The sequence below is a fragment of the Micrococcaceae bacterium Sec5.7 genome, assembly GCA_039636785.1.
Taxonomy (GTDB): Bacteria; Actinomycetota; Actinomycetes; order Actinomycetales; family Micrococcaceae; genus Arthrobacter.
On record CP144169.1, the window covers coordinates 2512235 to 2538414 of the forward strand.

At 63.7% G+C, this 26180-nt stretch carries 25 protein-coding genes; 10 read left to right on the forward strand and 15 right to left on the reverse strand.

Annotated elements, in window-relative coordinates; translation table 11 throughout:
* Entirely contained in the window at positions 1-438 is a 438-nt protein-coding gene (locus V3C33_11955; GenBank protein XAS66215.1) for a chorismate mutase, read from the reverse strand.
* Between the two features lie 75 nt (positions 439-513).
* Here V3C33_11955 and V3C33_11960 point away from each other — a divergent pair, with 75 nt between their 5' ends.
* Positions 514-1209, forward strand: a complete 696-nt coding sequence (locus V3C33_11960) for an NAD(P)-binding domain-containing protein (protein XAS66216.1) — start codon at positions 514-516, stop codon at positions 1207-1209.
* 68 nt (positions 1210-1277) lie between these two features.
* Here V3C33_11960 and V3C33_11965 read toward each other — a convergent pair whose 3' ends face one another.
* The 5 genes from V3C33_11965 to V3C33_11985 all read right to left on the reverse strand — a co-directional run bounded on the left by V3C33_11965 (position 1278) and on the right by V3C33_11985 (position 7654).
* Complete coding sequence (locus tag V3C33_11965) at positions 1278-2993, reverse strand: ABC transporter ATP-binding protein (protein ID XAS66217.1); 1716 nt, start codon at positions 2991-2993, stop codon at positions 1278-1280.
* Positions 2990-4012 carry an ABC transporter permease gene (locus V3C33_11970; GenBank protein XAS66218.1) on the reverse strand — a complete coding sequence of 341 codons (1023 nt, stop codon included), beginning with the start codon at positions 4010-4012 and terminating at the stop codon, positions 2990-2992. Before V3C33_11970 ends, V3C33_11965 begins: the two co-directional genes overlap by 4 nt.
* Position 4013: 1 nt before the next feature.
* Positions 4014-5105, reverse strand: coding sequence for an ABC transporter permease (locus V3C33_11975; GenBank protein XAS66219.1), 1092 nt, complete (start codon positions 5103-5105; stop codon positions 4014-4016).
* Positions 5106-5237: 132 nt separating this feature from the next.
* Positions 5238-6869 carry an ABC transporter substrate-binding protein gene (locus V3C33_11980; GenBank protein XAS66220.1) on the reverse strand — a complete coding sequence of 544 codons (1632 nt, stop codon included), beginning with the start codon at positions 6867-6869 and terminating at the stop codon, positions 5238-5240.
* Between the two features lie 173 nt (positions 6870-7042).
* Entirely contained in the window at positions 7043-7654 is a 612-nt protein-coding gene (locus tag V3C33_11985; GenBank protein XAS66221.1) for a TetR/AcrR family transcriptional regulator, read from the reverse strand.
* Between the two features lie 73 nt (positions 7655-7727).
* Here V3C33_11985 and V3C33_11990 point away from each other — a divergent pair, with 73 nt between their 5' ends.
* On the forward strand, positions 7728-8225 hold the full coding sequence (locus V3C33_11990; GenBank protein ID XAS66222.1) for a cupin domain-containing protein: 498 nt from the start codon (positions 7728-7730) through the stop codon (positions 8223-8225).
* Between the two features lie 15 nt (positions 8226-8240).
* Here the strand turns inward: V3C33_11990 and mnmA are convergent, their stop codons facing one another.
* The gene (gene mnmA, locus V3C33_11995; GenBank protein ID XAS66223.1) at positions 8241-9380 is read right to left on the reverse strand and encodes a tRNA 2-thiouridine(34) synthase MnmA; all 1140 of its coding nucleotides are present in this window, start codon (positions 9378-9380) and stop codon (positions 8241-8243) included.
* A gap of 215 nt (positions 9381-9595) precedes the next feature.
* Between mnmA and V3C33_12000 the strand changes: the two genes are divergently transcribed.
* The gene (locus tag V3C33_12000) at positions 9596-10858 is read left to right on the forward strand and encodes an FAD-dependent oxidoreductase (GenBank protein ID XAS66224.1); all 1263 of its coding nucleotides are present in this window, start codon (positions 9596-9598) and stop codon (positions 10856-10858) included.
* Here V3C33_12000 and V3C33_12005 read toward each other — a convergent pair.
* Complete coding sequence (locus tag V3C33_12005) at positions 10837-12066, reverse strand: cysteine desulfurase family protein (protein ID XAS66225.1); 1230 nt, start codon at positions 12064-12066, stop codon at positions 10837-10839. The two genes, V3C33_12000 and V3C33_12005, sit on opposite strands and share 22 nt — an antisense overlap.
* A gap of 109 nt (positions 12067-12175) precedes the next feature.
* Between V3C33_12005 and V3C33_12010 the strand changes: the two genes are divergently transcribed.
* Positions 12176-13054: a DMT family transporter gene (locus tag V3C33_12010; protein XAS66226.1), complete on the forward strand. Its 879-nt coding sequence runs from the start codon at positions 12176-12178 to the stop codon at positions 13052-13054.
* Here V3C33_12010 and V3C33_12015 read toward each other — a convergent pair.
* Positions 13041-13718: a transcriptional regulator gene (locus V3C33_12015; GenBank protein XAS66227.1), complete on the reverse strand. Its 678-nt coding sequence runs from the start codon at positions 13716-13718 to the stop codon at positions 13041-13043. The genes V3C33_12010 and V3C33_12015 overlap by 14 nt on opposite strands.
* Positions 13719-13808: 90 nt before the next feature.
* Here V3C33_12015 and V3C33_12020 point away from each other — a divergent pair, with 90 nt between their 5' ends.
* Positions 13809-14228, forward strand: a complete 420-nt coding sequence (locus V3C33_12020) for a hypothetical protein (GenBank protein ID XAS66228.1) — start codon at positions 13809-13811, stop codon at positions 14226-14228.
* 18 nt (positions 14229-14246) lie between these two features.
* Here the strand turns inward: V3C33_12020 and V3C33_12025 are convergent, their stop codons facing one another.
* Together V3C33_12025 and V3C33_12030 are read right to left on the reverse strand one after the other, a co-directional pair.
* Positions 14247-14888 carry a hypothetical protein gene (locus tag V3C33_12025; GenBank protein XAS66229.1) on the reverse strand — a complete coding sequence of 214 codons (642 nt, stop codon included), beginning with the start codon at positions 14886-14888 and terminating at the stop codon, positions 14247-14249.
* Positions 14889-15087: 199 nt separating this feature from the next.
* Entirely contained in the window at positions 15088-15990 is a 903-nt protein-coding gene (locus V3C33_12030; protein XAS66230.1) for a YegS/Rv2252/BmrU family lipid kinase, read from the reverse strand.
* Between the two features lie 124 nt (positions 15991-16114).
* Here V3C33_12030 and V3C33_12035 point away from each other — a divergent pair, with 124 nt between their 5' ends.
* The 4 genes from V3C33_12035 to V3C33_12050 all read left to right on the forward strand — a co-directional run bounded on the left by V3C33_12035 (position 16115) and on the right by V3C33_12050 (position 19270).
* Entirely contained in the window at positions 16115-17080 is a 966-nt protein-coding gene (locus tag V3C33_12035) for a DnaJ domain-containing protein (GenBank protein ID XAS66231.1), read from the forward strand.
* Positions 17081-17101: 21 nt separating this feature from the next.
* Entirely contained in the window at positions 17102-17569 is a 468-nt protein-coding gene (locus V3C33_12040; protein ID XAS66232.1) for a tRNA (cytidine(34)-2'-O)-methyltransferase, read from the forward strand.
* A 233-nt stretch (positions 17570-17802) separates the two neighbouring features.
* On the forward strand, positions 17803-18408 hold the full coding sequence (sigK, locus tag V3C33_12045) for an ECF RNA polymerase sigma factor SigK (protein XAS66233.1): 606 nt from the start codon (positions 17803-17805) through the stop codon (positions 18406-18408).
* 10 nt (positions 18409-18418) lie between these two features.
* Positions 18419-19270, forward strand: a complete 852-nt coding sequence (locus V3C33_12050; GenBank protein ID XAS66234.1) for an anti-sigma factor — start codon at positions 18419-18421, stop codon at positions 19268-19270.
* A 71-nt stretch (positions 19271-19341) separates the two neighbouring features.
* On the opposite strand, the gene V3C33_12055 is transcribed toward V3C33_12050, so the two are convergent.
* The 4 genes from V3C33_12055 to V3C33_12070 all read right to left on the reverse strand — a co-directional run bounded on the left by V3C33_12055 (position 19342) and on the right by V3C33_12070 (position 23772).
* On the reverse strand, positions 19342-20121 hold the full coding sequence (locus V3C33_12055; protein XAS66235.1) for a PIG-L deacetylase family protein: 780 nt from the start codon (positions 20119-20121) through the stop codon (positions 19342-19344).
* A 4-nt stretch (positions 20122-20125) separates the two neighbouring features.
* Positions 20126-21079, reverse strand: a complete 954-nt coding sequence (locus V3C33_12060; GenBank protein XAS66236.1) for an electron transfer flavoprotein subunit alpha/FixB family protein — start codon at positions 21077-21079, stop codon at positions 20126-20128.
* Positions 21080-21094: 15 nt separating this feature from the next.
* Positions 21095-21895 carry an electron transfer flavoprotein subunit beta/FixA family protein gene (locus V3C33_12065; protein ID XAS69731.1) on the reverse strand — a complete coding sequence of 267 codons (801 nt, stop codon included), beginning with the start codon at positions 21893-21895 and terminating at the stop codon, positions 21095-21097.
* A gap of 251 nt (positions 21896-22146) precedes the next feature.
* Positions 22147-23772 (reverse strand): trypsin-like peptidase domain-containing protein, encoded by a 1626-nt coding sequence (locus V3C33_12070; GenBank protein ID XAS66237.1) that lies wholly within the window; start codon positions 23770-23772, stop codon positions 22147-22149.
* Between the two features lie 287 nt (positions 23773-24059).
* On the opposite strand from V3C33_12070, the gene V3C33_12075 reads away from it, so the two are divergent.
* Positions 24060-26129, forward strand: a complete 2070-nt coding sequence (locus tag V3C33_12075; GenBank protein XAS66238.1) for a TPM domain-containing protein — start codon at positions 24060-24062, stop codon at positions 26127-26129.
* The last annotated feature ends 51 nt before the right edge of the window (positions 26130-26180 follow it).

The following is a 26180-nucleotide window of genomic DNA, read 5'->3' on the forward strand; positions in this document are numbered from 1 at the left end:
TCAGGCGTCCACAGACGTTGCGGGGCCGGTGGAGAGGCCTGTGCTCCGGACGTCCTGCTTGCCTGCCGTCGCCTGGTGATCTTCCGCAATGGCTTCGTGGTGCCGGATGACTTCGCCGATGATGAAGTTCAGGAATTTCTCAGCGAAGGCAGGATCGAGATGCGCTTCTTCCGCTAGCCGCCGGAGGCGTGCAATCTGCGCGGTTTCACGCCCGGGATCGCCAGCGGGAAGGCGGTGCGCCGCCTTGAGGAATCCGACCTTCTGCGTGGCTTTGAACCGTTCCGCCAGCAGATACACGAGCGTGGCATCGATGTTGTCGATACTTGACCGGATGGACAACAGTTCCGCCATAACCGAGTTGTCGATGTGTCCCGCCAAGGAGCTGGCGGCAGCGTCGAAGGATTCGGCATCGGGAAGATTGTGGCTGTGCGGGGTCATGATTCCAGTCTATGGGCACGGCCGGAAAACCACGTGGGTGTTAAGCCGCTCCGCAAGTAGGCGAACAGGACCACAATGGAGGTATCCACTGATGCGCCGATTGCGGAGGCAGAAATGAAAATTGCGGTACTTGGAACCGGCATTGTTGGCCGGACACTGGCTGGCAAACTGGCCGCGCTCGGGCACAGCGTCGCCATGGGATCCCGGGATGCCGCCAATCCTATCGCGGCTCAATGGGCCGCTGGTGCCGGCGAGAACGCGCAGGCAGCTACGTTCGCCGGGGCTGCCGCCGGCGCCGAGTTGGTCATCAACGCCACCGGCGGGGCAGTGTCCGTCGCAGTACTCGAAGCTGCCGGGGCGGCGAACCTTGCAGGCAAGGTGCTGATCGACGTCGGGAATCCCTTGGATTTTTCTGCCGGCTTCCCGCCGTCGCTTACCATCCAGAATACCGACAGCCTGGCCGAGACAATCCAGCGGGCTTTCCCGGAGGCCCGCGTGGTCAAAGCCCTCAACACCATGCGCGCCGACCTTATGGTGAACCCGGACCGGCTCGCCGGCGGCGACCACGATGCCTTTCTGGCGGGCAATGACGTGGATGCCAAGGAAGAGGTGGCCGGCATCCTGCGCGAATTCGGCTGGCGCCCTGAGCACATCAGGGATCTTGGCTCTCTTGATTCGGCCCGCGGGCTGGAAATGTGGATGCCGTTATGGCTGCGCCTCTACGCCAGCCAGGGGGACAGGATGTTCAACATCAAGGTGGTGTCCGAGTGACGCCCACCACGGCAGTGCCCGCCCTTCGGAACGGAGGACGGGCACTGGGCTAATGCACGAGCGTACGGCTAGATCCCAAGCAGCGCCCGGTGCTCTTCACGTCGCCTGGCCTGCTCATCCGGATCGGGCACCGGGAGCGAGGCGATGAGTCGCTTCGTGTAGTCATGCTGCGGCGCGCCCATGATCTGGGTGCCGATCCCCTGCTCCACCAGCTTGCCCTTGTACAGCACACCCACCCAATGGGACAGGATGTCCACCACGGCGAGATCGTGGCTGATGAACAGTGCGGCAAACCCGAACTCCAGCTGGATCTCCTTGAACAGCTCAAGCACTTTAGCCTGCACCGAGACGTCCAGCGCCGACGTCGGCTCATCCGCGATCAGCAGCCTCGGGTTAAGGATCAGTGCCCTGGCCAGCGACGCCCGCTGGCGCTGTCCGCCGGACAGCTCGTGCGGGAACCGTTCAGCGTACGACGCCGGCAACTGGACTGATTCGAGCAGTTCAGCCACGCGCTTGCGCGCCTGCGCCGGGGTGGGATTGTTGTGGATAATCAGCGGTTCCGCTACACAGTCACCGATGGTCAGCTGCGGATTGAAGGACGCCGCAGGATCCTGGAAAACGAACCCGATCTCTTTTCGGAGCGGCTTGAAGGTCCGCTCCTTGAGGTTCAGCATCTCGTAGCCCAGCACCTTGAGGCTTCCGCCGGTGGTCCGGTTAAGGCCGGCGATGGCACGGCCGATGGTGGTCTTGCCCGAACCCGATTCCCCGACGAGCCCGAAGACTTCGCCCTCGGAGACCGTAAAGCTGACACCGTCCACGGCCTTGAACGATGGGCTGCCCAGCCGGCCGGGGTATTCAATGGTGAGGTTTTTTGCCTCCACGAGCACCTTGCCGCCCTGGTGGGCGCGCTCGGTCATGCCTTCCGACGCAGAGTTCCGGCCAAGGTGCGGCACGGCGGCCAGCAGCTTTTTGGTGTAGTCCTGCTTCGGTTCCGCAAACAGGACCCTCGCCGGAGCTTCCTCCACAACGTCGCCCTGGTACATGACCACTACCCGGTCCGCGAGGTCAGCCACCACACCCATGTTGTGTGTGATCAGCACGATGGAGGTGCCGTATGCATCCCGCAGATCCCGGAGCAGCTGGAGTATCTCGGCCTGAACGGTGACATCCAGGGCCGTTGTGGGTTCGTCGGCCACGATCAGCCCGGGGTTCAAGGCCAGGGCCGCGGCAATAACCACGCGTTGCTTCTGCCCGCCGGAGAACTGGTGCGGATAGTAGTTGACGCGGGTCTCCGGGTCAGGGATGCCCACCTTTCGGAGTGCATCAATGGCCCGCGCCTTGGCCTGTTTGGCTGTAACCCGTTTTCCGCCGCTGCTGCCCGCGTGGGCACGGATGCCTTCGGCGATCTGCCACCCGACGGTAAAGACGGGGTTGAGCGCCGTGGACGGTTCCTGGAACACCATAGCCACGTCGCGGCCGCGGATCTGCCTTAGTTTGGCAGCGCTGACGCTGATGACGTTGTTGCCGTTAATGAGCACCGCGCCGCCGCTTGTGGCGGTTTCGGGCAGCAGGCCAAGGATGGTCTTTGCCGTGACGGTCTTGCCGGAACCCGACTCCCCCACGATGGCCACCACTTCTCCGGCCCTGACATCCAGGCTGACATCCTTGACGGCGTAGACGTCACCGCCGTCAGTGGCAAACGTAACGCTGAGGTTTTCGATTTCCAGTACGGGCCGGTCACCGGCGCTGTGCTGGTCCGATACCGAACCGATGTTGATGGTCATGGTGTTCTCGATTCTGCTTCAAGCGCCGCCTGGGTGGTCCCCTTGGCATTTTTTCCGGCTTTGCCGCCGGCGCGCTTGCGTCCGCGGAGCCGGGGATCGTTGAGGTCGTTAATGCTTTCCCCCACGAGGGTCAGGCCGACTACGGTGAGGACGATTGCCAGACCGGGGAATACGCCGGTCCACCAGATGCCGGACGTGGTGTCTGCCAGCGCCTTGTTGAGGTCGAAGCCCCATTCGGCTGCCGACGTCGGTTCGATGCCGAAGCCCAGGAAGCCCAGGCCCGCGAGGGTCAGGATCGCTTCGGAGGCGTTGAGCGTGAAGATCAGCGGCAGCGTGCGCGTGGCGTTCGTGAATATGTGCCGGCTCATGATGCGGATGTTGGACGCGCCGACCACTTTTGCGGATTCCACAAACGGCTCCGCTTTCAACCGGATGGTCTCTGCGCGGATGACCCGGAAGTACTGCGGGATGAAGACCACGGTGATGGAGATCGCCGCCGCGAGGATGCCGCCCAGGAGACTGGACCGGCCGCCACTGATCACGATTGCCATGACGATTGCCACAAGCAGGGATGGGAAGGCATAGACGGCGTCGGCGATGACCACGAGGATCCGGTCCAGCCAGCCGCCGAGGTAGCCGCTGACGAGGCCCAGTGCCACACCGATGAAGATGGACATGACCACGGCCACCACGATCACCATGACGGCGGTCTGCGCACCCCAGACGACCCTGGAGAAGACGTCGTAGCCGCCAACGGTGGTGCCCATCAGGTGTTTGCCTCCAGGTGCCTCCTGCGCAGGAAAGCTGCCGTCGGCGTCGGAAATCTGGGAAAAGCCATATGGAGCGATCAGCGGCGCGAAAATGGCGGTGAGCAGGAAGAAGCAGGTGAGGACCAGTCCGCCCACCAGCATGCCCCGCTGCAGGCCCACGCTCTTGTTGAAATGCGAGACGACCGGCAGCCGCCGGAACCATGAGCCCCGCGGGTCCTTGTAGCCTTCGGTGATGGGTTCAGTGCTCATGTCAGTACCTCACGCGGGGGTCGATAAGCGCGGCAACAATGTCCACGATGAAGTTGGTCACGGCCACGATGACGGCGAGCAGGACCACAATGCCCTGGACTGCCACGAAGTCGCGGGCGGTGAGGTAATTGGCCAGCTGGAAGCCGAGCCCTTTCCATTCAAAAGTGGTCTCCGTCAGCACGGCGCCACCCAGGAGCACGGCAATCTGGAGCCCCATCACGGTGATGATGGGAATGAGGGCCGGCTTGTAGGCGTGCTTGGTGACGAGGCGGAATTCGCTGACACCCCGCGAACGGCCGGCTTCGACGTAGTCCTTGCCGAGGGTGCCGATCACGTTGGTGCGCACCAGCCGCAGGAAGATGCCTGCTGTCAGCAGGCCGAGCGCGAGCGCCGGGAGTACGGCGTGAGCAACCACGTCGCCCAGCGCGGCCATGTTGCCGCTTCGGATAGCATCCAGCCAGTAGATGCCGGTGGGCGCCTGGAGCGCGCTGAGGGCGAGTTCGCTGGAGGTCTTGGCGCGCCCGGCAACCGGCAGCCATCCCAGCCAGACGGAGAAGGTCAGCTTGAGCAGCATGCCGGCGAAGAAGACCGGAGTGGCGTAGCAGAGGATGGCGAAGATCCGGAGCACCGCATCGGGAGCCTTGTCACGCCGGTGCGCGGCAACCATGCCCAGGGGAATGCCGACGAGCAGCGCTACCAGCACCGCGTTGATGGACAATTCGAGAGTGGCCGCACCATAGGTGGTGAGCATCTCGGAGACCTTCCGGTTGTCGGACAGCGTCGTGCCGAAGTTGCCGGTGAGCAGCTGCCCGAGATACTCGAAGTACTGCACGAAGATGGGCCGGTCGTAGCCGGCGGAATGGATCCGTTCCTGCAGCAGCTCCGGCGGAAGCCGCCCGCCCAGGGCAGCCGTAATGGGGTCACCGGTGATCCGCATCAGGAAGAACACCATGGTCACGAGGATGAGAATGGTCGGAAAGATCAGCAGGAACCTGATCAGGATGTATTGGCCCAGTCCCCCACCGGACGACTTTCTCTTTGACGGCAGGAGGCCGTCGGCGTCGGTTGGCGGCGCCTCAATAAGTGTTGTCATTGGTACCTAAAGTTGTGTTCCCGGAACCCACAGCGTGCACCGGAACGAGTTGTGGCCCAACCAGCAAGAAAGGCGGGACGCCGAGTAGGCGCCCCGCCTCCTTGGCTGGTCAGAACCTGATGGGGTGGAGACCTACTTGGAAATCACGCCAAGTCGGGTCTTGAAGGACGGATCAAGAGTCTTCTCAACACCCTTGATGTCCTTGCCGGCGACCATCAGCTGGGCGCCCTGCAACAGAGGCAGAGTCGAGAGGTCCTTGGCGACGGCCGTCTGGGCCTCGCCGAGCACCTTTTCACGCTCGGATTTGTCACTGGTGACCAGCTGCTTGGTGATCAGGTCAGTGACGGCGGGGTTCTCGTAATGGTTCTTCAGGAAGTTGCCCGGGATGAAGAACGGCGTGAGGTAGTTGTCGGCGTCGGAGTAGTCCGGGAACCAGCCGAGCTGGTAGACCGGGTACACATCCTTGGTGCGGTCCTTGGAGTAGGTAACCCACTCCGTGGACTGCAGTTCGACCTTGAACAGGCCCGACTTCTCCAGCTGTTCCTTGATCATGGCGTATTCGTCGCCCGAAGACTTGCCGTAGTGGTCCGGGTTGTACTGCAGCTTCAGGGTGACAGGGGCGGTGACGCCGGCATCGCTGAAGGCCTTCTTGGCTTTATCGAGGCTGGGCTTGCCGGTGCCGTCGCCGTACATGTCCTTTAGTGGCTTGGCTGCACCGGGCAGTCCATCAGGAACAACAGAATAGGCCGGCAGGTACGTGCCCTTGTAGACCTGGCTGGCGATCGCGTCACGGTCGACGACGTTGGCCATCGCCTGGCGGACGGCAAGTGCCTTGGCCGGATCGGCGCCGGCAGCCTTGGCACCGAACGGCATGGTGTCGAAGTTGAAGGTGATGTAGCGCAGTTCGCCACCCGGGCCCTTGTGGACCTTGACCTTCGAATCCTTTTCAAGGTCTGCGGCGTCGGTCGCGGTCAGGCTGCGGCCGGCGACGTCGATGTTGCCCTGCTGGACATCCAGCTTGAGGTTGTTGGAGTCCGCGTAGTACTTGATCGTGGCGCCGTCGTTGGCGGGCTTGCCCAGCAGGCCCTGGTAGTCAGCGTTAACCTTGAGACTGATGAGCTCGTTCTTCTTGTAGCTCTCGATCGTGTACGGGCCGGCGAACGGCTTCCCCTTGACGATCTCGTCGTCGGCCATCAGCTTGTCGGCCGGGAAGACCTCTTCGTCGATGACCGGACCGGTGTTGGTCCCGAGCACGCTTGGGAAGACCTGGTCATTGCCGGCCTTCAGCGTGAAGACGACGGTGTTGTCGTCCTTGGCGGTGACCGAGGCCAGGTTGCTGAGCAGCGACGCCGGGCCGTTGTCGTCGTTGATCTTGACGATCCGGTCGATTGAGAACTTCACGTCGGAGGACGTCAGCGCGTGGCCGTTGGCGAACTTGAGCCCGGATTTGAGCTTGACCGTATACTCGGTCGGCGAAGTGAACGATGCGGATTCCGCGATGTCTGGGACGGCTTCTGCTGATCCGGGCTTCTGGTTCATCAGGAACGGGTAAATCTGGTTCATGACCATAAAGGAACCGGCATCATAGGAACCGGCAGGATCAAGGGTGACCACTTTGTCGGTGGTGCCATAGGTAATGCTGCCACCGCCGGCGCCGCCGGTGGATGTTCCGCCGCCGGACGGGCCCGTGCAGGCAGTCAATGCAAATGCGGAAACGCCTGCCAGCGCGATAGCGCTTTGCAAGGCCTTTTTGTTCATTGCCATCTGTGAACTTTCTGTTCGATGAGTACGCGCGCGCCACCCCGGGCAGAACTTGTGAACCGCTTGGGAGGCGCGCTGTCCTGATCCCTTGATTCAATCAGACTGTTGCACGGTGAATCGTTACATCTTGTGAGATGAGACACAAAATTTACCTGACAGGATCCTGCAGGTTGATTTCAGGACCGGGGCGGACCTACAGCCAGCGCCTGTTCCAGCAGTGCCATGGCGGACCAGCGCATGGAGTCGGCCGCATCCTTGCGGGTGAGTCCGCCTACGTCCGTGAGCCATACCAGGGCTTCAATTCCGATTGCACTCCGGATGGCCAGTACAAGCCGCCGGACGCCGCCCTCCGGTAGAGTCTGGGCCAGAGGCTGCAAAGCCTCGGTGAGCCAGGCGATGGCCCGGCCCTGCCTTAGCGGCAGCCGTTCGGCGCCCGGGCTTCTTGGCTCCAGGGACAGCCTGAGCATGGTCCGCTGCTGCGCTTCCGTGTCCAGAATGAGACTGATGAACTCCACAACGACAGCGTCCAGTCGTTCCGCAGGATCTCTCGGCGGCTCCGCGGGCAGCAACGATTCGCGCACCGTCTCCGGGTGGGCAACGGCCAGTAACTCACTTTGGCCCGGAAAATAGCGGTATGCGGTGCTGCGCGCCACTCCGGCAGTAAGTGCAGCCTCATCCACCGTGGGCGCAAGGCCAGCGGCCACAAGCTCTCTCGCGGCGGCAACAAGCGCGTCGCGGGTCCGTCGCTTCTGACCGGCCCGGCCGGTCTCAAGATAAGGGGTTGACATGTGCGTTATGGTACTCCAGTCTTGTTATGGGACATAAGTCCCATAAGCTCATTTCACTGAAAAGGCGAGCGCCGTGGAGACTACAAAACCAGCTCCTGCAATAGTCCGCCAGGCCGAAGACGCAGAGCGCCGCTGGTTCCTTGGCGGCGGAACCCACACCTGGCCGGCTACAGAGTCCGAAACAGGCGGTGCCTTCCTGCTCTTCGAAGACGAAATGACACAGGGCAAGGTGACGCCGATGCATACTCATCCTGAGTCGGATGAAAGCATGTACGTTCTGTCGGGAGAGATTCTGATGAATGTTGACGGGGCAGAACACCGGCTGGGAGCCGGCTGCTTTGTCATGGTGCCGCGTGGCGTGCCGCACGCGTTTATGGTTCTGTCCGTGGGAGCACGGCTCCTGTGCCTGCACACCCGGGGAAGCGCTCAGGCCTTCTACTTGGGTGCCAGCGAACTGCTGCACAAAGACGAGCCCGGCTTCGGCGTCGTCGATTTTGACCGTGTTCGCGAATCCGGCAGGGTGAACGGCGGACTTGAGATCCTCGGGCCGCCGCCGTTTAACGCTCCCTGAGCGGGTCAGTGCACCCTATAGCTCCGCGCGCTGCAGGGAACGGGCGGCGTCGATGGTTGCCTGGCCCAGCACCCGGCTCCCCTGGTAGAGGACCACGGTCTGTCCCGGTGCCACTCCCCTCAGCGGATCGGTCAGTGTGACCACCAGGTTCCGGCGAAGCACACCGTCGTCGCCGGAAACCTGCTCCATGTGGGCCTTCGCCGGGACGGGATCCCCGTGGGCGCGGACCTGCGCGTAGCAGTCGAACTCCGCACCGGTGCTTACCTCGTCAATGGGCAGACCGGCCCAGGAAACCTTGATGCCGCGGATCTCATCAATGGCCAGCAGCGCCTCCGGCCCCACCACAACCTTGTTTTCCTTCGGCCGGATTTCGAGCACAAACCGCGGCTTGCCGTCGGCCGCAGGAGTACCCAGCTTCAGGCCGCGGCGCTGACCCACTGTGAAGGCGTTGGCGCCCGGGTGCTCGCCCACCTTGGACCCGGTTTCGTCAACGATGTCGCCCGTGGTCATGTCGATCTTCTCGGCCAGCCAGCCGGCGGTATCGCCATCGGGAATGAAGCAGATGTCGTGGCTGTCCGGCTTGTTGGCCACAGACAGGCCCCGGCGTTCGGCTTCGGCCCGCACCTCGGCCTTTGAAGGGGTGTCGGCCAGCGGGAACATGGAATGCTTGAGCTGTTCGTGGGTGAGAACGCCTAGCACGTAGCTCTGGTCCTTGGCCCAGTCGGCGGCGCGGTGAAGTTCAACGTTGCCGTCGGCATCCTCGATCACCTTGGCGTAGTGGCCGGTGCAGACGGCGTCAAAGCCGAGGGCGATTGCCTTCTCAAGGAGTGCGGCGAATTTGATGCGTTCGTTGCAGCGCATGCAGGGGTTGGGAGTGCGGCCGGCGGCATATTCGTCGATGAAGTCCTGCACCACGTCCTCCTTGAATCGCTCCGAGAAGTCCCAGACGTAGTAGGGGATTCCCAGCACGTCGCAGGCGCGCCAGGCATCGCGCGAGTCCTCAATGGTGCAGCAGCCGCGGCTGCCGGTCCGCAGGGTGCCGGGCATCCTGGACAGCGCGAGGTGGACCCCAACGACGTCGTGCCCTGCTTCGACGGCGCGGGCGGCGGCGACGGCGGAATCTACTCCGCCGCTCATGGCTGCAAGAACTCGCATGCTGGCTTTCTGTAGGAAAAGTGAGGGATGTGCTGGCAGCGGCAGGGTCCCGGCCACGGGCCGGACACAATGCTTGCCCGTCTATTCTACTGCCTGGCGGAATGCGGCCTCAAAATACCTTGACGGCCGGCTCGAATGCTTCTAGCGTCAAGACTACTGGTTTTAGAATTCGAGGGCTGCCAGCGGACGGCCCGCCGGAAGAATCGAGCCCACCCATGCCTGCCGCAGACACCGAAAATATTGTCATCGCCGGAGCCGGATTGGCCGGCGCCACGGCCGCCCGGACGCTCCGCGCTGAGGGGTACACCGGAAGGATCACCCTGTTCGGGGCCGAGGCCCATCACCCGTACCTTCGGCCCCCGCTTTCCAAGGAGTATCTGCTGGGCAAGGCGGCGGAGGACAGCGTCCCGGTGGTGCCGGACGGCTGGTACGCGGAGAACGACGTCGAACTGCGCCTGGGCGTTCCGGTCACCGGTGTTGACCCCGGCTCCCGAACCGTACGCATCGGCGACGGCAGTTCCCTGAAGTACAGCGCGCTGCTCCTCGCCACCGGCTCATTCCCCCGCCATATTCTGCTGCCCGGGAGCGGACTCGAGGGCGTCACCACCTTCAGGACGCTGGACGACAGCCGCCTGCTCCGCGGGAAGCTGGAGGCCGGCGGCAGGAACGTGGTGATGATCGGTTCGGGCTGGATCGGCATGGAGCTCGCTGCGGCAGCCACCATCTACGGCAACCACGTCACCCTGCTGGGATTGGAGGATATACCGCTCGGTGCAGCAATCGGCCCCGAGCTGGGTGGATTCTTCCGCTCGTTGCACGGGGCCAACGGAGTGCAGTTCAGGCTGCCTGCATCTGCCCGGGAGATCACCGGTAAATCCGGAACTGTGACGGGGGTGGTCACGGATTCCGGCGAGCTCCTGCCGGCGGACCTGGTAATCATCGCCGTGGGCGTTGTCCCGGACACGGCAGTGGCCGAAACTGCCGGGCTGGATCTCAAAAACGGTATCCTGACCGATGCCTCGCTGCGGACCGGCGCGCCGGGCATTTTTGCAGCCGGTGACGTGGCCAATGCCCTGCACCCCTTCACCGGCGAACACCACCGCAGCGAGCACTGGTCCAACGCCCTCAATGGCGGGAAGGTGGCGGCGAAGTCAATGCTGGGCCAGGACGTCACGCTGGACGCGATTCCGTACTTCTACACGGACCAGTTTGACGTCAGCATGGAGTATTCAGGATTCCCCACGCTGGCGGCCGGAGCGGCGCCGGTGATCCGCGGCTCACTGGAAGCCAGGGAGTTCATGGCGTTCTGGCAACAGGACGGCCGGGTGGTGGCGGGGATGAGCGTCAATTGGCCCCGCTCCATCAAACCCGGCGCACAGAAGACCATCAAGGCACTGATTTCAGCCCGCGCCCGGATCACCCCGGAAACGCTGGCGGACGCCGATACGCCTTTGGATCAGCTGCTTCCGGCCGCCTGACGGGCAACTGTGGCAGCGGTCTGGATCGAGGACTCGTGGCCGGCCATCCCCGCCTGGAGAGCCCGCGCATAGGCACCCGGGAGTGCGGCCAGCAGGGCGTCGACGTCGGCGACTGATGACGCGTGCCCGAGGGTAAAGCGCTGCGCACCCCGTGCTGTTCCCTCGTCCAGCCCCATGGCGAGGAGCACATGCGATGGCCGGGGAACGCCCGCCGTACAGGCAGACCCTGTCGATGACTCCACGCCGGCAAGATCCAGCAGGAAAAGCAGGGAATCGCCTTCGCAGCCCGGAAAAGTGAAATGCGCGTTGCCGGGCAACCGTCCGTCGCCGGCCGGGCCCCGCAATACTGCCTCGGGCACGGCAGCACGAACGCCGTCGATCAGCCGGTCCCGGAGGGCCGCGATCCGCCCGGATTCCGCGTCGAGAATCCCGGTGGCTGCTTCTGCAGCGGCTGCAAACGCCGCGATGGACGCGGTGTCCAGGGTGCCTGACCTGACATCGCGTTCCTGCCCACCGCCGTGCTGGACCGGTGTGAGCTTCACGGCCCGCCCCAGCAAGAGTGCCCCCACTCCCACCGGACCGCCGATCTTGTGTCCGGAAATGGACATCGCATCCAGTCCCGACGCCTTGAAATCGACCCGCAGGGTCCCGAAGGCCTGCACAGCATCGGAATGCACCGGCACACCCGCCGCGTGCGACAGCTCAACAATGTCCCGGACGGGCTGGACACTGCCCACTTCATTGTTGGCCCACATCACCGTTACCAAGGCAATGGACTGCGGCTCGCGCGCCAGCTCGGCCTTCAGTGCCGCCAGGTCCAGAACACCGTCGGAGTCCACGGGAAGCCATGTGACGTCGGCACCTTCGTGCCGTTGCAGCCACTCAACCGTGTCCAGGACTGCGTGATGTTCGACGGCGGAACAAAGGATGCGCCGTCGTGCCGGGTTGTCGCTTCGCCGGGCCCAGTACAGGCCCTTGACGGCGAGGTTGTCCGCCTCGGTACCGCCCGACGTGAAGATCACTTCCGAGGGGTGGGCCCCGGCCGCCGCCGCGATGGTCTCACGGGCATCCTCCACGGAGCGCCTCGCACGCCGGCCGGAACCGTGCAGAGACGAGGGATTGCCTGTCCGCGACAGCTCTCGCGTCAGGGCAGCCAGAGCCTCGGGGGCAAGGGGGGTAGTGGCGGCATGATCCATATAGACAGACACAGGCCAATTCTACCCGCGGCTTGTGGTCGCGGATCAGGGCCCGCGGGTTTGTGGTCGCGGATCAGGGGCCGGTCTGAGCTCGATTCAAGGTCTGATGTAGATTCGAGCGGTGAAAGCGCCGATATACCTTGTCCTGGCCGCACTTTTCTGGTCCGGCAACTTTGTAGTGGGTCAGGCTGCAGTTGCCACCATGACCCCGGTGGAACTGACGTTCTGGCGCTGGGCGCTCGCCGCGTTACCCCTGCTGGCACTGGCTCACTTTGTGGAGCGTCCGGACTGGCGGGCTGTACTGCGCCGCTGGCCTGTGCTCCTGCTTCTGAGCGTCCTGGGAATGAGCGGCTACACCCTGCTGCTGTACAGCGCCCTCCAGCACACCTCGGCGCTCAATGCTTCGCTCATCACCGCAGCGAATCCGGCGCTGATTGTGGTGATGGCCATTTTCCTTCTGGGTGACAGACTGCGGCCCATCGGCTGGCTGGGCATTGCGCTGGGGCTGCTGGGGGTGCTGCTCGTGCTGACGAGGGGTGACCTGCTGGGGGTTTTCAGCCTTGGCTTCAACACCGGCGAGATCATGATGGCCGGGGCCATTGGGTTCTGGGGTTTCTACACCATCATTGCCCGGCAGCTGCGCGTTCCCGCGATAGCTTCAACGGCCGTTCAGGTGCTGATGGCCACGGTTATGCTGGGGCCGCTGGCAATACTGACCAACGCGGGGTTTCCGTCCACGCCTGCGGAAGGCTGGTCGCTGGCCTACATCGCCGTTTTCCCGTCCCTGGGTGCCTACCTCTTCTGGAACCTGTCGTTAAGGACCACCACACCTGCCACTGCGGGAAACTATCTCAATCTCATGGTTGTTTTCACCGCCATGATCACCGTCATGATGGGAACACCCATGACCGCACCGCAGATCATAGGTGGGGTACTGGTGATTTCCGGCGTTCTGCTAACCGGCCTGCGGAGGCGGCCGCAAGTGCTCAGCTCGGTCTGATCCTGGCGCAGCACTGGCCGGCAGGCCTGTCTTCCTCTACACCGACCTCTTCAACGCGGTCTTCCGGTACTCCACAACCGGAGGCAACACCGCTCAGGAATGCCCCGTTCATGGCACAGACCACATCGGCATGCCCGTCCGCCAGGCGGTGGAAGGGGCAGTTGCGCAACACCAGGCCGCCGTCACCATCGGATTCGGGGCGGTAGCCGTTGCCGCTCAGGACTTCCTGGAACGGCACACCCGCTGCCCCCATGGCCTTTCCCTTGGAATACGCCGTTCTGATCAGCGCGTCGCGGACGGAGCCCCCACCGCTCATCGACTCCTCGATGGCTGACACCATCAGCTCGCCGGCCAGATCGTAGTTGCGGTCCGGAATGGTTGCGCCGACTTCCTCCAGGACGGGCCGATACAACTTGGCCGGCCGCCCGGAACCCGGGCCGGCCTTGGCCTGAAGCTTCCTGAATTCCACCGCCAGCAAGCCGTCTTGCACCAGCCTGTCCAATTGGAAAGACGCTGTGCTTCTGGGAAGACCGACGGCTGCAGCAGCCTCATCCCGGCCCACGGCGTCCTGTGCTGATGCGACGAAACCGAAGAGGCGCCGCCGGTTGCTGTCATCGAGTGATGCCACCGCCGCAATGCGCCGGGGCCAGGGAATCCGGGTCATGAAATCAGTTTAACTCTAAAAACAAGATTCATTGCTTAATACTGCTTGGCAGTCTAAAATCAATGTATCCACTTTTAGAAGGAGCCTGTCATGAACGATCCAACAGTCCTGAAGGAACCAACACAGCTGCGGGGGCCGAATGCAGATGGTGGCCGGCAGGCTTTCATGCTGCTTCGCACGGTTTTCACGGTGGCGCCCATCATTTTCGGACTGGATAAATTCACGAATCTGCTGACCGACTGGACCATGTACCTCGCCCCCGTAGCCACGTCGATGGTGCCGCTGCCCGCACAGACCATCATGTACGGCGTCGGAGCCATCGAAATCATCGCCGGCGTACTGGTGGCCTTTCGTCCCCGCATCGGATCCCTCGTTGTTGCTCTCTGGCTGCTGGGGATCATAGTCAATCTGATCATTGTGGGCAGTTTCTTTGACGTCGCGCTGCGGGACTTTGGCCTGCTGGTCGGTGCACTGGCCCTCAACAGACTGTCAACCCCATCCAGCAAATGACTGGCCGGCCGTGACAAGTCAGTTCGAAGGCGGCACAACCAGCAAGCGCTTGGCAACGTCTGCCCGTGCGGCAGCCAGGGATGCGGCGCCAGTGCATGAGATGGAAACGAGGGCAGACGAACCAGCCTTTCCGAAGAGCCGCGCCATAACAGCTGTGGCTCTTGCTCCCGGCTTGGCAGGGGCCTCAAGCACCAGCACGTCAACTTTGGGGCCGGGCTTGTCCAGATCCCCGCCCCAACGGAGGGAAGCCGCCTTCAGGTACTCAGGCAGGATGCTCGCATCCAGGTATTTGAAAAGCTCCACGGTGGATGCCCGGTCATCACCTGCCACCAGCGGCCACTGACTGACCCGGACCTTCGCCGAGACCAGACAGCCGTCAGCCTTGAGATACTGGCTCTCGCCAGCCACACTCTCCTTGACCGGCTTCCACCCCGGGGCTTCCCGGAGCCCGTCCGAGATTCCCACCGGAACCCCTTGCGCAAGCGTGCCGCCGGCGGCAAAGGTCATGTCCGCGGCCGCGACCGCCGCTGGGTCGTGGCCGGGGATGATGGTGGGCCTGGCGAGTGAGGGTGTGGCCTGGACGGTCTTGGGCGCGGAGGGATCCGGCACATCCACACTGCAGCCGGCCAGCAGCGCAACAACTGCCGTCGCAGTTCCCACCGCAGCTGTTCCCCGGCGCGCCAGTTGCCGTGCCCCGGATCGGCTGCATACCGCGAATCCACCTATGGCTTCCATCTCCACCCCGTGTACTGTCCCGCCGGGCAACCTGACCGGCACGGCTTCCTGAAAAGTCTAGACTCTCTCAATGCCTTAGCCAGGACAGCAGGGACCCCCTGGAACGGCCAGTGCCTCCATGAGGCTATGCGAGCAATCTGACAGCGCCCGGCACCACATCAACGGTGAGGGGCAGCGGCCCGATCCTCTCGCCGTCGGCATAAGCAACAACGTTGGCTGCCGCCAGTTCCACGTGCCGTACCCTCCGGATGTCCACGGAAGCGTGGCCCACGTGCCGGCCGGAAAAAACCCTGGGGAAGACAGCCAGAAACCGCACCCTGGACAGCGGACGGACTATGAAAAGATCAAGAAGGCCGTCATCCAGCCGGGCGTCCGGGGTCACCTTCATGCCGCCCCCGATCGACTGGCCGTTCGCCACGGAAATCAGCATGGCTCGCTGCTGCCACGTTTCGCCGTCGGCGGTCACCGTGTAGTTGATGGCCCGGAACGTCACCAGCTCGCGGAGCATCGCAAGGTTGTATCGGCTCTTTCCCCGGGGCCAGCGCCAGCAGTTGGCCCGTTCGTTGACAGAGGCATCAAACCCCGCCGACACCACGCCGGCGAACCAGCGGGACCCGGCAGCACCGGTGATCCGGCCCACGTCGATCAGTCTGCCACCGGACGCCAGCCCGGCCATCACCCTCTTGCAGGCCGAAGGAATGTCGTTGAGCGGAAGCCCGAGCGCCCTGGCCATGTCGTTTCCTGTTCCGCTGGGAACAATTCCCAGCGGAACAGTCCCGAAGGGGGAAGCCGATCCCGCGAGCGCGTTGACGGCAAGGTGCACCATTCCGTCCCCGCCAACCACCACCAGCGCGCCTATCCCGGATACGAGTGCTTCATCAACAGCTGCGGCCAGCTGCGCATAACTGCCCTTCCGCAGCACCAGCACGTCCTCCCCGGCGGACCGAAGGTGCTCTACCACCTGCTCACCTGCATGTTGCCGGGCGCCGAACGATGCCCGGGGATTGATGGCGACGGCGATAATCATGCGGTGAATTATGCCAGCCAACGGGAACTAGCCACGCGGGCGCGGTCGTTATGTCCGTGGGCCGTTAAACTGGGCTGACCGGGCTGCCTGAGCGGACTGGCAACATCAAAAGAAGGGACAATGCTTGACCGAGAGCAGCAGCTCCCATTACCAGGTACTCCGCATTGCCGTGACCGCGAGCGACAAGGAGATCAAGGTGGCGTACCGCAGGGCCGCCCGCACAGTCCACCCCGACCACGGTGGTGATGCCGCGGCGTTCCGCGAGGTCACTTTGGCCTACGAAACCCTGATCGATCCCAGGCGCCGGAAAGCCTACGACCGCTCCTATGCGGGCGGGGCCTCACGCACGGATTCAGACAATCCCGAATCAGAAGCGCATTTCGACGCGCCGGCAGCCGGCAGCCATGCTTCTGCCACCGTCCACCGCCCCAACACCCCACGCAATACGTCAGGGGACGCCCCGGTCTATGTGCCGCCTTACGATCAGGATGGTTCCGAGGCCGTTGGTGCGGTGCCCCTTATCCCCCTGGGCCAGGCCGGCCAGCAGGTCCACGGAATGCCCAGGAAGCGCGGGATCTTCGGGGCCGAAGCCCGGATCCAGCGCGAGATGCGGACCGTGCAGCTCATAAGCCGCCAGATCCTCCCGGCTATTCCGGCTGCCCGGCTGATCAACGGGCTGCAGTCACCGGCAGACAACAGCCACATCGACCACGCGCTGCTGTCCGGCTACCGTCTGGCTCTCATCGGCTCCATGCTTTTGCCCAAGGGCGCGTATGCCTGGGACGGAAGCACGCTGAACCATGGCGGACGGTCCATTGCCCCGCCGCAGCTGGCGCACGTGGTGCGGCGCATGCAGGACATCTTCCCCGAACTCAATGTGACCGGCTGGACTGTCATCCACAGCCCCGGCGGCAACCTCCACGAACCGGTCATCGACCATCACCGACACGCGCCGAGCCCCATGGACGCCATCCAGGTGGTCAATGCAGCCGGACTGACGCGCGGCCTGAAGCAGTTTCTGAGTTCCGGGCCTGCCCCGAACACCGTCAATGTATCCGTCCTCGCCCGGCTCCTGCGGGGGATGCACTAACGCCCTCGCTAGAATAGGACAGTGTTCCGTATCCTCTTCCACACTCCCGAAATCCCCGGCAATACCGGCAACGCCATCCGGCTGGCTGCCATCACCGGCGCCGAGCTGCACTTGGTTGAGCCCCTGGGATTCGATTTTTCCGACGCAAAGCTCCGCCGCGCCGGTCTGGACTACCACGATCTGGCAGTGGTGACCATCCACTCGAGCATCGAAGCCGCCTGGGAAGCCCTTCAGCCGCAGCGCGTGTTCGCCTTCACCTCCGATGGCGAGGTCTCCTATGCGGATATTGCTTATGTGCCCGGAGACGTCCTGCTGTTCGGGCCGGAGTCCGTAGGGCTGCCCGAACACCTCAAGCACGATCCACACGTGACAACCAGGGTGCGGTTGCCCATGATGCCGTCCCTGCGTTCCCTGAACCTTGCAAACGCCGCATCAATTGCCGTCTATGAGGCATGGCGGCAACAAGGATTTGCCGGCGCACAGTTGTAGAGGGACGGCAGGACCCACGTTTCAACCTTGCCAAACCATGGACGTGGTCCTCCCATCCACCGGCTGCTCGGCACCGAATTATTTGTGAGGACAAATCCACGGATCCCAAGGAGCGGCAGGTGAGTACATTGCAGGCGGGCAGGGGCCCGGGCCGGTTCGCCGCCGGTAGGCGGGTTGCCCCTCATGGTCACACTGCTGATGATTCACCGCCCAGACACTTATGCTTATCAGTGATGGAAACTCCCAACGCGCCAAACTTTGAGGCAGCTGAAGTCCCTGCCCCTGCCTCCGATCTGAACCAACGCCTGGCCGGGCTGCTGGATCGGATCGCCGCCGGCGACCGGAGTGCGTTTGCCGAGTTCTACCAATTGACGTCACACCGGGTTTTCGGTATGGCCAGGAGGGTCCTGATCGATCCGGAACTCAGTGAGGACGCCACTCAGGAAGTGTTTCTCCAGGTCTGGAAAAACGCTGCCAAGTTCGATCGTCAGGCAGGCAGCCCGCTGGCGTGGCTGATGACAATATCCCACCGCCGCGCAGTGGACAAGGTGAGATCGTCCCAGTCTTCCACTGACCGCGAAGCCAGGTACGGGGCCAGCAGCCAGGACATCGACCATGATTCGGTATCCGATGAAGTGGGTAGCCGGCTTGAGGCCGAGGCCGTGGTCCGTTGCTTGGAAACTCTGACCGAAACGCAACAGGAATCCGTGCGGCTCGCATACTACGGCGGCCTCACTTACAGGGAAGTCGCAGAAAAGGTGGATGCGGCATTGCCCACCGTCAAGTCCCGCATCCGCGACGGACTGATCCGTTTGAAGACCTGTCTGGGGGTGAGTTGAGATGACCGAGATGAACAGTCAGAACAGCGGTCGCCTGCCTGGGGGATTTGAAGAAGATATCCCGGCCGATCTGGCCTCTGGCCGTGCCGTGGAGCTGGCAGAAGTGTATGCCCTGGATGCCGTGAGCGACGCTGAACGCGCCGCCATAGAGCGGCACGTCTCCGCTGCGCCCCAGGCCGAGCGCGAGTCGTTCAACGAACGCGTCCGCCAGGCCCGGGAAACGCTGGCGGCAAGCTATGTGGCTGAGGAGGAACCTCCCGCCGGGCTGTTTGACCGGATTGTTTTGCAGCTGCCGCCGCAGTTGTCCTCCGAGAGCGAGGCCCCTGACGCTGTGCCGGAATCTGTGGCCGAAATCCGTGCCGCGCCGGTAACAGATGACCTCTCCGCCGCGCGTCGGCGCCGTGAAGTACGACGCCGGCCGGCCGGCGTCCGCAACTGGCTGGCAGGGGTTGCGGCGGCCGCCGTTATTGCACTTGGCGGAGTGGGAATCGGTGCCTATGTGGCCGACCAGAATGATCCTGTGAACCAGATAGTGAGGGCAGAGGATGTCCGTGAGGCCACGGTGGACGTCACCGGCGGCGGTACAGCCACCGTCCTGATTTCGGCGTCGAAGGACGCCGTAGTGCTCAAAATGAGCGGTGTCCCTGCCCCTGCAGCAGGCAAGGTCTATCAGATGTGGCTGATCCCCAGGGACGGCTCCGCCCCTGTTTCCCAGGGACTGATGGACGCCGCGGCCCTGTCCAAGCCGGCTCTGGTCCATGGAATTGCCTCAGCGGCGGCCCTGGGCATCACGGTGGAACCCGCTGGCGGTTCTGCCACTCCCACGCTGCCGACAGTCGCTGCGGCACCCTTGGGGGCCTGAGCCGCGGTCCGGTCTTCTGGATGATAAACAGATCTATCGACAAGAAGCCGGGTGGCGCTCCGGTCGCGCGGTTAGAACCCTGCGATGGTCCCGGACCCGTTGACTGGTACGACGTGGAAGGCCTCGGCGCTGCGTCCTTCGCCCATGCCGGCGCGCTCCCCTGTCCGCAGCATCAGGCTGCGGACAGTGCTGTCCATGGCCCCAAGGTCAGGATGCTGGCTGGCGTGGACGCGAATGGCAGCCAGCTTGGACTCCACGTGCTCGGTGACGTCCACGAAATGATTCTCACGTTCCTCAGGACCGGCCAATAGCCACAGCCACGGCAGCTTGTACGCCGCCAGACCCGCTTCGGCGAGCTCCGGATATGCGAAGGGGTTTTCCACGGCGGGATAAACAGCCCGTGTCACGGCTTCTCCCACAGCGAGGTGGTCCGGATGGCTCTTCTGTATCCGGTTCCAGTTCCGCTCCGGATGCATGGCTAGCACGACGTCGGGGCGGATTTCGCGGATCAGCTTTACCACTCCCCTGATCACCTCGTGCGACGGTTCCAGGTACCCGTCCCTTTGGTGGAGGTAGTGGATATCAGTGACGCCCACCAGTTCAGCAGCGCGGTGCTGCTCGGCTGCCCGCAGTGCGATGATTTCTGCACGGTGCGCGGGATCGAAACCGCCGGCATCGCCGTCGGTCATGATGCAGTAGCTAACCCGGACGCCGGCGGCAGTCCAGCCCGCGATGGTGCCGGCCGCGCCGAAATCGATGTCGTCCGGATGGGCCGTGAAACAGAGCACCCGCTCAACCGGGTGGTGGTCCTGGCTGAACGGGCTCTGTGCTGAAACAGCGTGTGCGGTCAAGGAATCAGCCTTTGCGTTTCTTGATTTCTTCCGTTGCCTGGGGCAGCACCTCAAAGAGGTCCCCGATGATGCCGAAGTCGGCGATCTCGAAGATCGGCGAATCCGCATCCTTGTTGATGGCCACAATTACCTTGGCAGTCTGCATGCCGGCCTTCTGCTGGATGGCCCCGGAGATTCCGGCAGAAATGTACAGCTGCGGCGAAACGGTCTTGCCGGTCTGGCCCACCTGCGCGTCGTGGCTGATCCAGCCGGCATCCGTGGCAGCACGGGAAGCCCCAACAGCTGCGCCGAGGGCGTCGGCAAGCTGTTCGACGGGACCGAAGTCACCATCCACACCTCGTCCGCCTGCCACCACAATCCGGGCTTCGGTCAGATCGGGCCGGCCGCTGGCGCCCTTCTCATTCCGTCCCGTGATACGGGCGGCGGCTGCTGTTGCATCCGCGGGCACCGCCACCACGATGGCCTCGGGCGCGGCCTCGGCTCCGGAGGGCTCCGGAGTGACACTGTTCGGCTTGATGGTCAGCACAGTTACGGCGGTAGTGGCCTTGGCCGTGGTGGTGTACGAGCCAGCCAGCACCGACTTATGGGCGGTGCCGTCAGGATCCACGGCCACAACGTCGGTGATCACACCGGCACTCAGCCGGATTCCCAGCCGCGCGGCGATCTCCTTGCCGTCTGCCGAGTTCTCCACCAGCACAGCGGTGGCACCGGACGCGGCCACCGCGGCAGCAAGGTATGCAGCCTTCGGGGCCACAAGGTAGCTGTCCAGATCCTCCGCAGAAGGCCGGTAGATCGCAACGGCGCCGTTAGCGCCCAGGGCCGCGGCGACATCGTCGTTGAGTTCACCGTTGAACGCAACAGCGGTCTCGCCCAGGGAGCGCGCAATAGTCAGCAGTTCCAGGCTGCTCTTTTTCAGTGCCTGGCCCGGGTTGTCAATGAATACGAGTACTTTTGCCATGTCTGTTGATCCCTCTTAGAGCAGCTTCTGGGCGGCCAGGAACTCAACCAGCTTGATGCCGGCGTCGCCTTCGTCCGTGATGATGGTGCCGGCCGTGCGCGGTGGGCGGGCTTCCGCGGACTCCACGGTAGTCCACGAACCCGCATGGCCCACTTGGGAAGCGTCCACGCCGATGTCCGCAAGGCTTAATGTGGTGATGCTCTTGCGCTTCGCCGCGATGATGCCCTTGAAATTGGGGTACCGGGGCTCATTGATCTGATCCGTGACGGAGACGATGGCCGGCAGCGCAGCTTCCACGGTGTCCGAGTGGGTGTCGCCGTCCCGTCGGGCCGTGAGCCGTCCGCCGTTCACCTCCAGCGCGGAGGCAAATGTCACCTGCGGGAGGCCCAGCCGTTCAGCCAGCTGCGCCGGCACAAGGGAGGTCTCGCCGTCGGTGGAGGCCATGCCGGTGAGCACAAGATCCACGGGCGAATCCGTGCCGATGTGACGGATGGCTGCTGCGAGCGCGAGCGATGTGGCCGCGGCGTCCGAGCCTGCGAGTGCGTCGTCTTTCAGGTGCACGCCCTCGGTGGCGCCCATCTGGAGTGATTTCTTCACTGCGTTGACCGCCCCGGCGGGCCCCATGCTGAGGGCGATCACCTGATTGCCTGCCTTACTGCCGCCACGTGCCTCAGCCAGCAGCAACGCAGCTTCCAGGGCGTATTCGTCCAGTTCGGACAGGATGCTTTCGTCGCGGTCCGTGGTGCTGCCCTCGCCATTGAGGTGACGGTCGAACTGCGCGTCCGGTACATGCTTTACGAGGACGATGATCTTCAATGTCTCTTCCACTGTATTTACAGCAGCCTTCCATGCTTGTGGATAGCCAGCCGGGTGAGGTCATGGCCACGGATCGCCCGGGGTACGGGTGTCTCCTAGCTAACCATATAGCGGTGCTCCGGCGCCGTCCCGTTAAGGCCTGTGTCTGCGCCCGCCGCACACGGCATACGGAAGCACGACGCCGGGCCGCACCTTCACGGTGCGGCCCGGCGTCGTCGTTGGTCCTTCTGCGAAGCTTTCGGGCAGCTGCGTTACTGTTCGGCTGCTGCGCCGAGCTTCACGTCCAGCACGTGCTGCTGGCCGTTCCGCAAGAGAGTGATCTTGACGGTGGCCCCGGCGGGCTGCTCGCGGACCGCTGCTGTGAGCTGGTTCGGATCGTTGATCGCGAGTTCGTTGAATTTGGTCACAACGTCGCCCACCTTGATGCCGGCCTTGGCCGCAGCAGAACCGGATTCAACCGTTGCCACGTCGGCACCGACGGAGAATCCGGATGCTGACTTGGAGGCAGATTTCTCCTTGACACTGACGCCGAGCTGGCCGTGCGTCGCCTTGCCGGTCTCAATAATTTCCTGGGCAACGCGCTTGGCGTGGTTGATGGGGATGCTGAAACCCACGCCGATGTTGCCGCTGCTGGAGGAATCGCCACTCGCCGATGCGATGGCAACGTTCACTCCGATTACCTCGCCCTTGCTGTTGACCAGTGCGCCCCCGGAGTTGCCGGGGTTAATGGCTGCGTCGGTCTGGATGACGTTGATCGAGATAGAGCCCTGGTTGGCTGTGCTCTGGCTCTGCCCACCGCCGGGAGGCGCGAACTGGAAACCGCCCTCGCCGCCGTTCTGCGAATTATCGGCACCGTCTTTGGGCGCCGCAGACGAAGCCACGCTGATTGTACGGTTGAGAGTGGAAACGATACCGTCCGTGACAGTTCCTGTCAGGCCCAGCGGAGAGCCGATTGCCACGGCAGTATCGCCGACGTTGAGCTTGCCGGAGTCGCCCATGGTTGCTGCCGTCAGCCCGGACGCGTCATCCACCTTGATAACGGCCAGATCAGACAGTGGATCCGTGCCCACAATCTTGGCTGCAAGCACCTTCCCGTCGCTGGTGCGGACTTCGATGGTGGCATCGGCCGTTTTGCCATCCAGCGTCACCACGTGGGTGTTGGTAAGGATATGGCCGACGTTGTCCAGGATGATGCCCGAACCGGTGCCGCCCTCACTGCCGCTGCTGGCCTTGATGGTGACCACGCTCGGAGATGCCTTCAGCGCCGCCGCGGTGATGACGTTCACATCGTCCTTGTTATTGACGATTACCGGGCCTGGCTGGTTGCCGCTGCTGCTGGCCACCGGCGTTGAATTGCCATTAAACAGGTTGCCGCCGGCCACCGTTGCCACTCCACCGCCGACGAGCCCTGCGGCCAGAATGCTGGCCACCAGCGTACCGACGCCGAACGCTGGCTTGCGCCTGGGTGCATTGGCAGGGTTCGCTGGCGCTGCAGCATGTGCGCCGTGCTGCCCGTACGGTGGCTGCTGGTAGGACTGGGCCGGAGTCCGGTGGGGTAGGGACTGATCCGATGGCGATGCGAACTGCTGCGTCGCGGGACCGCTCTGCTGTCCATAAAACGGCTCGCGAGGCGGATATACGGGACGGGGAGCCTCGAATGGCTCCTGCTGCGGTTCGTGCGCAGCACCGTCCAGTCTCATGGTGGGATTCTCCCGGCCGGCGGAATTTTCCTGGCCGGCAGGGGCGTTCAAAACCGATGCCTGCTCCCCCTGCACGGCCGCGGCCGGGTCCTGCTGCGGCTCTGCCGGTTGCTCGCCACGTGGCTGGGCCGAATCTCGGTTCTCAGGTGATGCGCCCGGTGCTGGGTTCTCGGTCATTGGACTTCCTTTCATCCTCGTCTGCCTTAACTATGGACGCTTTGACTGAAACCAAAGCGGACGTTAGCTGGGAGGTTCCTGAATGACCTTCCCACCCTGCCTCTGATGGGTGCAGCCCGTTTCGCTGGTGGCATATTCCCCGTTGTGGACTCGGCAATAGGTGCACCATAGAATCAAGAGGAATTGCCACAGCGACCTGCGGCTTTACATCACGCGTGGGGGCGCTGCTGCGTTCTGAGACGACTGATTCGGCCCGAATCAGTGTCAGGCGTGCTGAAGGGTTGCACATGCGGTCAAAGTTCAAACGTATTCTCGCCGTGATCGGCCTGGTTGGATTGATGGCGGTACCCGCCACCTCGGCCTGGGCAGAAGACCCGGTGACTCTGGATCCCGTCACGAAAATTGTGGACTCGGCAGGAGTCCTCGGGGGCAGGAAGGCTGACGTCGAAGACGCCATCAAGAAGCTCGGAACCGACCACGCCATGACCCTTCACGTCGTTTACGTGAAGAAATTCGAGAATCCCACTGACCGTGTTGCCTGGGCAAACGACGTTGCCCAGAAGGCCAGCCTGGGTGCCAATTCCATGCTTTTGACTGTGGCCACGGACACGCGCCAGTACCAGCTGAGCAAGCCGTCCAACAGCAAAATCACCAATGCCCAGCGCGACACCATCAAAGATTCGGCAATTGACCCACAGCTGCGCAACAGCGACTACGCCCAGGCAGCCATCGACGCTGCGGCGGCCGTTGGCGATGCAGCCGGTGGCGGCAGCGGCACCGTTCCGTCCGCTGGCGGCGCCGGGACAGCCGTATTGGTCGGCACCGGAGTTGCTGCTGCTGGCGGCGCGGGAACATACCTTTACTTCCGCAACCGCCGCAAGAAAGCGGCCCAGGCTTCGAGCGCCAGCTTTGGACCCCAGGGAGCGGAACTCGATCCCCTGGCCGGACTCAGTGTGGATGACCTGCGCAAGAAGAGCGGATCACTGCTGATCGAGGCGGACGACTCCATCAAGTCCAGCGAGCAGGAACTCGGGTTCGCCCAGGCACAGTACGGCGATTCCGCCGTCGGAAACTTCACCAAGGCGCTGCAGGAAGCCAAGGGACACATGTCCGAATCATTCAAACTGCAACAGCAGCTGGATGACCACATCCCGGACACCGAAGAGCAGCAGCGCAGCTGGCTGGGCGAAATCATCCGCCGTTCCGAGGCGGCCCTGGCCTCGCTGCAGGAACAGAAGGCAGATTTCGATTCCCTGCGGGAACTCGAGAAAAACGCTCCGCAGGCTCTGGCAGCCGTTAGCGCGGGCGCCAAGGAAGCCGACGCCAAGATCGCCAACGCTGAACAGTCGCTGGCCACCCTGCGGGCAAAATACGCGGACAGCGCCCTGGTCCAGGTCTCAGACAACATCACCCAGGCCAAGGAGCGTCTTGCATTTGTTCAGAATGCCACTGCCACGGCACAGGAAAAACTCGCTGGCGGTGAAGGCAGCCTTGCCGCAGTAGCCGTCCGGGCTTCCGAAGAAAGCCTTCACCAGACCAACGTACTCATCGATGCCATCACCAAGGTTTCCGGGAGCCTCGACGAAGCGCGCAACGGGCTGGAAACCGCCGTCGTCGAAACCTCCCAGGACCTTGCCCAGGCAAAAGCCATGATCGAGTCCGGAGCCCATCCCGAGCTGGCGGGCCCGGTAGCCGGCGTCGTAGCGGCACTGGCGCAGGTCAAGTCCGAGATCCAGGGAGGCAAGATCGATCCGATCGCCACCCTGCAGAGGGTGGAAGCCGCCCACCAGTCCCTGGACCAGTCCCTGACGGGCATCCGGGACCAGCAGGATCAGGCGCGTCGTGCCCAGGCATCACTCCAGCAGACCATCATGGCGGCGCAGGCCCAGATCAGCGCCACTTCGGACTACATCACGGCACGCCGTGGCGGAGTGGGAACAGAGGCCCGCACGCGGCTCGCGGAATCACAGCGCAACCTGGACTATGCCCTTTCCATATCCCGGACCGATCCGGTCACAGCGCTGACCTACGCCCAGCAGGCCCATGCACTCGCGGCCCAGGCCGCCCAGCTGGCCCAGTCGGACGTTGACAGCTTCGGCGGCTACTCCAACCAGGGCTACGGCGGCGGCGGAATGTTCGGCGGCGGCGGCCGGGGTGGAGGCGGCGGTCTGGGCGGCGCAATTCTCGGCGGCATCCTGATCAACTCCATTCTCAATGGTGGCAGCGGCGGAGGCTGGGGCGGAGGCCACAGCGACGGTGGCGGCTTCTTCGGCGGCGGTGACTCCGGCGGCGGCTTCGGTGGCGGTGACTCCGGCGGCGGCTGGGGCGGCGATTCCGGCGGCGGCGGGGACTTCTAGCTGGTAGAAGACTAGGCGCCAGTCGGCCTTGTCCCGGCTGGCGGATTGAAG